Origin of the sequence: Nonomuraea longispora (assembly GCF_004348345.1) — a bacterium.
Taxonomy (GTDB): Bacteria; Actinomycetota; Actinomycetes; order Streptosporangiales; family Streptosporangiaceae; genus Nonomuraea; species Nonomuraea longispora.
This window is the reverse complement of record NZ_SMJZ01000313.1, coordinates 1-6,836: the sequence shown is the minus strand read 5'-3', so window position 1 is coordinate 6,836 and position 6,836 is coordinate 1. Positions and strand designations below refer to the sequence as shown.

General features: G+C 72.9%; 6 protein-coding genes. All 6 read left to right on the top strand.

Annotated features, from left to right (window positions below):
• Positions 1-188 precede the first annotated feature (188 nt).
• Positions 189-545 (top strand): Zn-ribbon domain-containing OB-fold protein, encoded by a 357-nt coding sequence (locus E1267_RS41770; protein ID WP_132341548.1) that lies wholly within the window; start codon positions 189-191, stop codon positions 543-545.
• On the top strand, positions 542-865 hold the full coding sequence (locus tag E1267_RS41765) for a VOC family protein (RefSeq protein WP_425465129.1): 324 nt from the start codon (positions 542-544) through the stop codon (positions 863-865). The genes E1267_RS41770 and E1267_RS41765 overlap by 4 nt, the downstream gene beginning before the upstream one ends.
• Positions 866-894: 29 nt before the next feature.
• Positions 895-2,403: a class I adenylate-forming enzyme family protein gene (locus E1267_RS41760; RefSeq protein WP_132341544.1), complete on the top strand. Its 1,509-nt coding sequence runs from the start codon at positions 895-897 to the stop codon at positions 2,401-2,403.
• Positions 2,400-4,418 carry an acetate--CoA ligase family protein gene (locus E1267_RS41755; protein ID WP_132341542.1) on the top strand — a complete coding sequence of 673 codons (2,019 nt, stop codon included), beginning with the start codon at positions 2,400-2,402 and terminating at the stop codon, positions 4,416-4,418. The genes E1267_RS41760 and E1267_RS41755 overlap by 4 nt, the downstream gene beginning before the upstream one ends.
• On the top strand, positions 4,405-5,154 hold the full coding sequence (locus E1267_RS41750) for an SDR family NAD(P)-dependent oxidoreductase (RefSeq protein WP_132341540.1): 750 nt from the start codon (positions 4,405-4,407) through the stop codon (positions 5,152-5,154). Before E1267_RS41755 ends, E1267_RS41750 begins: the two co-directional genes overlap by 14 nt.
• Positions 5,155-5,412: 258 nt before the next feature.
• Positions 5,413-6,836 (top strand): CHAP domain-containing protein (locus E1267_RS41745; RefSeq protein WP_132341538.1); only part of this gene is annotated, 1,424 nt, incomplete at its 3' end.

Below are 6,836 nucleotides of genomic sequence, written 5' to 3'. Positions count from 1 at the left end.
CCCCGGCACCACACCCTCCGCCACCGCGCTCTCCGGCACCGCACTTTCCGATCCGGACGGCGCCGCGCGCCCCGGCCCCGCGGCTTCCACCAGGGCCGGCGACCCCGTACCACCCCTGCGGGAACCCTCGACCGGCCACGCGGTGGGGCCCTTGTGGGGCAACCAAGCGTGCGCTAGCTTGGCTAGCGATGAGCGGTGACACCTGTGCCCACCCGGCCGCCCACGGCGAACTGGTCATCCGGCGCTGCACCGGCTGCGACCGCCGCAGTCACCTCCCCGAACCGGCCTGCCCCTGGTGCGGCACCCGGGACTTCCGCTGCGAACCGGTCTGCGGCGAGGGCGTGGTGCACACCTTCACGGTCGTGCACCGCTCGTTCGCCCCCGGCTACCAGGGCCGCGAGCCGTACGTCGCGGCCTGGGTGGACCTGCGGGAAGGCCCGAGGGCGTTCGGCCATGTGGTGGGGTGCGCGCCGGAGGAGGTGCGCGTCGGCATGCCGGTGCGCGTGACGTTCATAGAGGACCTACCCCATTGGAGACCCGCGTGAAGCTGGGCAACGTGCTGATTCCCGTCGCCGACCTGGACGAGGCGATCGCCTTCTACGGGCTGCCGGTGAAGTTCCGCGACGGCGACAGGTTCGCGGCACTCGACGGGGGCGGGGTCACCGTGGCGCTGGCCGGGCCCGCCGAGCACGTCACCGCCTCGGCCGCGCCCTCGTACAAGGTGGACGACGTGGCGCGGGCCGTGCGGGAGCTGACGGGTCGCGGCGCCGAGGTGGTGCGGGCCGCCGAGGACGGGCCGCACGAGAGGCGGGCCGTGCTGCGCGACCCCTCAGGGAACGTCTTCGTGCTCTATTCGCCCCTCTGACCAGGCCCTCTGATGTGGAGGCACCCCCCATGGCACGATCACCGTACGGCAACTACGGCCACGCGATCCTGACCGCGGGAGCGCTGCGCACACCCGACAGGGTGGCGCTGACGTACTGCGGAGAGCGGAGCCTCACCTACGACGAGCTCAACAGGAGCGTCAACCGCCGCGCGAACGCCCTGATCGCCGCCGGGATCACGCCGGGGCGGCGGGTAGCGGTGCTGCTCAACGAGACGTTGCGGGTGGCCGAGGTCTACCTGGCGCAGGCGAAGATCGGGGCGGTGACGGCGGCGCTGAACCCGTACTGGCCGGTGGAGACGGTGCGGGACGTGGTGGCCGCCTCGGGGTGCACGGCGCTGGTCCACGACGGGACGGTCGCGGGGGTGGTCGAACAGATCAGGGACGGCCTCCCGGCGGTGACCACGTGGATCGACGTACGCGAGCCGCCGGCGGGTTCGGACGCCGAGCCGCCGCTCGGCGGGTTCCACGACGCTCCGCTGGCGCTGTACTACACCTCGGGGACGACGGGGCTGCCGAAGGCCGTCGTGCACACGCACGCGTCGTCGCTGGCCACGGCGCAGATCTGGCTGGACGTGCCGCGCGGGCCCGACGCGGTGTTCGGCACGGGCGCGATCATCTGGGGCATCGGCTTCCCCGCCATCGTCGGGCCCGCCCTCTACGCGGGCATGCGGCTGGTGCTGGAGCAGGACTGGGGCCCGGCGAACTTCCTGCGCGTCGTCCCCCGCGAAGGGGTCACGCACGTGTCGCAGATCCCCTCGTTCTACGCCGCCCTGCTGGGCTCTCCCGGTCATGAGGACGTCGACCTGTCGTCCATCCGGGTGATCATGCTGGGCGGGGAGCCGCTGACCGCGACGATGCTCGACCGGATCAGGGCCAGGCTGCCGCAGGCGGCGGTGTTCTCGTACTACGGCCAGACCGAGGCGCCGTACACGTGCATGGGACGGGTGGACGACGGCTCGGTCCCGCTGGGGTCCTCCGGGCGCGCCCGCACCGGCAACGCGGTACGGATCACCGACCAGCGCGGCCACCGCGTGATCGACGAGGTCGGCGAGATCAACCTGGCCGGGCCGCACCGGATGGCGGGCTACGACGGCCCGCCGGAGCGCATGGAGGAGGTGCTGCGCGGCGAGTGGTACGTCGGGGGCGACCTCGGAACGCTCTCCGCCGACGGCGTGCTGCGCGTGCTCGGCCGCCGCGAGGACGCCATCGTCAAGGGCGGCGTCTGGACGCAGCCCGCCGTGATCGAGGAGGCGGCCTCCGCCCTCGACGGCGTGGCCGAGGCGGGCGCGGTCGGCGTGCCGGAGGGCGCGGCGGAGCAGCGGGTGCTGCTGGCGGTCGTGCCGCGCGCCGGGCACTCGCTGGACGCCTCCAAGATCACGTTGTCGCTGGCCGACACGCTCCCCGCCCACCAGCGGCCCGACCACATCGTGGTGGCCGCGGAGCTTCCGCACGCGCAGGACGCCTCCGGTGGCCCCGGCAAGCTGCTGCGCAGGAAGATCCGCGAGCTGTACGGGTGAGCGCGTACGAGCACGAGGTCAAGGCGCTGCTGCGCGAGGCGGGAGTTCCGGTCCCCCGCGGGGTCGTGGTGTGCGACGGCGACTTCGGCGCGGCCGGCGAGCTGGCCGAGCCGCTCGTGCTGAAGGCGTTCGGCCCCGGGCTGGTGCACAAGTCGGAGGCCGGGGCCGTGGTTTTGGGCCTGAGGCACGGCGAGCTCGCGGCGGCCGCCGAGGCGATGGCGGCACGGCTGGAGGTCGCGGGGTTCCTTGTCGAGGAGCAGGCGGAGGCCGGGGTCGAGCTCATCGTGGGCCTGGTGCGCGACCCGGGGTTCGGGCCGGTGGTGCTGGCCGGGCTCGGCGGGGTGTGGGCTGAGGCGCTGGCCGACACGGCGCTGCGGCTCTGCCCGCTCACGGAGCAGGACGCCCGGGGCATGCTGGCCTCGCTGCGCGGGACCGCGCTCCTGCGCGGGTGGCGCGGCGGCCCGCCCGTGGACGTGGACGCGGTGGTCGAGTTGCTCATGACGGTCGCGGGCACCGGCGGGCTGTGGGAACGGCTGGAGCTGGGCGAGTTCGAACTGAACCCGGTCATCGCGGGACCCTCCGGGGTCGTGGCCGCCGACGCCCGCCTTCTCCCCGCCGCGGCCCCCGCACGGGCGCGGGCGAGACCGCCTGCCGACTTCCTGCCGCTCTTCGAGCCCAGGGCCGTGGCCGTCGTCGGCGCGTCCACGACCCGGCCGGGCTTCGGCAACCTGTTCCTCGGCTTCTACCGCGACGCGGGCGTCCCGCTGGTGGCGGTGCATCCCGAGGCGGACGAGGTGTCGGGCGTGCCCGCCGTACGCTCCCCCGCGCTGGCCAAGGTGGACTACGCGCTGGTCGCCGTGCCGGCCGAGCGGTGCGCCGACGTCGTACGGCAGGCGCACGGCATCCCGTTCGTGCAGGTGATGAGCGGCGGCTTCGGCGAGGACGGGCGGCACGAGCTGGAGCGGGACCTGGTCGAGGCGGCGCGGGCGGCGGGCACGCGGCTGCTCGGGCCCAACTGCATGGGCGTCTACTGCCCGCGCGGCCGGCAGACGTTCGTCGGCGGCGGGCTCGGTCCGGCCGGTTCCGTGGCCCTGATCTCGCAGAGCGGCGGCCTGGCGGGCGAGGTGATCAAAGTCGGGGAACGGCGCGGGCTGGCGTTCAGCCGGGTCGCCACGGTCGGCAACGCCGCCGACGTGACCCCGGCCGAGCTGCTGCGCTGGCTGTCCGGCGACCCGGAGACGCGGGCGGTCGGGCTGTACCTGGAGGATCCGCGCGGCGGCCGGGAACTGTACGAGGCGCTGCGGGCCACGGACCTGCCCGTGGTGCTGCTCGTCGGCGGGCGCAGCGGGCAGGGGCAGCGGGCGGCGGCCTCCCACACGGGCGGGATGGTCAGCGACCGGCGGATCTGGGAGGCGGCGGCCGAGCAGGCGGGCGCCGCGCTGGTGTCGGGCCAGGACGACCTGATCGGGGTGCTGGCGTACTTCCAGGCGCACGGCTCGCGGCCTGCCTCAGGGGACGGCGTGCTGGTGGTGGGGCCGAGCGGAGGCGCGAGCGTGCTGGCCGCCGACGCGTTCGACGCGGCGGGGGTGCGGCTCGACCCGCTGCCGGACGACGCGTACGACGAGCTGCGCACGCTGGGGGTGGTCGCGACGGGCAATCCGCTGGAGGTGCCCGTCGGGCCGCTCGGGCGGGCCGGGCTCGTGGCCGACGTGATCGGCGCGATCACGCGGCGGCGGCCGTACCGGGACGTGGTGGCCCACGTGAACGTGCAGGCCTTCTTCACGTACGGGAACGCGGCCGAGCCCCTGCACGCCTACGCCAGGGCGGTCGCGGGGGCCCAGGACGCGCTGCCGGGCACCCGGATCACCCTCGTCACCAGGAACGGCGACTGCGCGCCCGGGGGCGTCGAGGACGAAGTGAGGCGGATCTCGGCGGCGGCGGGGATCCCCGTCTACCGCTCCATGGAGGCGGCCGCGGCGGCCGTCGCCGGAGGAGGACGTCATGGGGTTGCTTGACGGCAAGGTCGCGCTGATCACCGGTGGAGCCCGGGGCATGGGGGCGGCGCACGTACGGCTCTTCTTGGAGGAGGGCGCGCGGGTGGTGTTCGGGGACGTGCTGGACGACGAGGGCAAGGCGCTGGCGGAGGAGACGGGCGCGGTCTACGTACGTCATGACGTGACGAGCGCGCGGGAGTGGGAGCGCGCCGTGGCGCTGGCCACCGACCTGTACGGCAAGCTCGACGTCCTGGTCAACAACGCAGGGATTCTGAAATATCGGCGCATTCACGAGATGTCACCCGCAGACTTCGACCAGGTGATCGGCGTCAACCTCAAGGGCTCCTGGCTGGGGATCAAGTCGGTGATCGACCCCATGAAGGCGGCCGGGCGCGGCGCCGTCGTGAACATCTCCTCGATCGAGGGTTTCATCGGCGCCGAGGGGTTGTCGGCGTACTCGGCCTCGAAGTTCGGGCTGCGCGGGATCACCAAGTCGGCGGCGCGGGAGCTGGCCAGGCACAAGATCCGGGTCAACTCGGTGCACCCCGGCGCGATCGACACCGCGATGGCCATGAACCCCGACCTGGTGAACGAGGTGGACGCCGAGACGTTCGTGAAGTCCATGGTCATCAAGCGGTTCGCCAAGCCGGTCGAAGTGTCGCACGTGGTGGCGTTCCTGGCGTCCGACCGGGCCAGTTACTGCACGGGCAGCGAGTTCACGGTGGACGGAGGGCTGCTGACGGGGGCTGGATACTAAGATCTCACCACAAGGTAGATCTTTTGGGTTTAAACCACCTGGATCGGACATTTCTGGCAGCATCCTGACCTGCGGTTCTTTCCCAAGAAGAGTCGACTCTCTCTTGGGGCGTGCTTGACCTGGGGTTACCAAACGGTAACCTCGCTCATCGCAGGAGATGACAAGCCGCCGGTTTCGTCACACCAGTCACAGGGCGCCTCTTACCCAGGTCTGCGTGGACAGAAACCGGTCTTGCCCGGAAGGTTCCCCCACGCCTCCATGACGCCAGAGATGCAGAAGTTCATCGAGCTGCTAGAGCGCCAGCTCGGCTACTCGGAGAAGGCCGGCGCGTACACCAAGTTCGGCTCCTGGTACGGCAAGAACGTCGAGTTCGACGCCGACTACAGCTCCGCCCCGTGGTGCGACATGATGCTGTCCTGGGCGGCGCACAAGCTGGGCTACGAGGAGTGGATCGGCCAGTTCGCCTGGACGGTCGCCCACGCGCGGTGGTTCAAGGAGCAGGGCGCGTGGGGGAAGAAGCCCAAGCCCGGCGCGATCGTCTTCTACGACTGGAGCGGATCCAACAAGATCGGCAGGATCGACCACGTAGGGGTCGTGACGCGGGTCGAGGGCGGCACGATCCACACGATCGAGGGCAACGTCGACGGCGGCGTGGCCAAGCGCAAGGAACGCGACACGAGCAAGGTCGTCGGCTACGGCTACCCGGAGGAGATCAAGGCCCGCCTGGACGAGGAGGTCGCCCAGCAGGCCAAGGAGGCCAAGAAGAAGGCGGAGGAGCGGGCCGAGGAGCCGTCCAGGCCCGGCAATGACGTCGGCGTGCTCGAACTTCCCGAGAACGAGGCGCTGTCCGCCATGATCCCGCATGCCGAACGCGGCGAGCCCGCCCGCGCCCCCCACTCCGGCGGCCGCGACACCGCGCCCAGCCCGGCCCCGTCGAAGAAGGCCGAGCAGGCCACCTCCCAGGCCACCGACAGCACCACCGGCAGCACCACCGGCAGCACCACCGGCAAGGAGCCCGCCAAGAAGGCCAAGCACGCCAAGCCGTCCACGGCCGACACCACGGCCGCGACCGCCGACCCGCTCCCCACGCACGTCGACACCACGGTCACCAGCCCGATGCCCGCCGTGTCGACGCCGACGCTGGTCGGCTCGGCACTTGTGGCCGCGCTGGCGCTGCTCGCCGTGGCCAAGACCCGCCGGCTGCGGGCGAACGCGGCCGCCGCGGCCGCCGCGGCCGCGGCGAGTTCCCGCCCGGTCCGCTCGAAGGCCGGGCACCGCCGCCGCCGCTCCGCCGCCACCGCGCCCCGGCGCCGGCTCGCCACCCGGCCGTTCGACCTGGCCACCGACGCCCCCGACCTCCGTACGACGGACACCGCCGCCGCGCACGCCCCACGCCACACCACGGCATCCGGCTCCCCGCACCACACCACGACGCCCGGGTTCACGCGCCACACGACCGACAGCACGGTGGTCGGCCCCGCCTTCGACCCGGCTCCCGCCGAGACGGGGCCGCTCGAGATCGTCCTCGACACCGGCCCGCTCGACCGCGTCGTGGACACCGGCCCCTTCGAACGCATCGTCATCCCGGGTGCGACCAGCAGCTTCGACGCCTTCGCCCCCATCCGGAACACCGGCACGGACCCCTTCGCCCCGCTCGTCACCGGCACCCACCCCACCGGCAC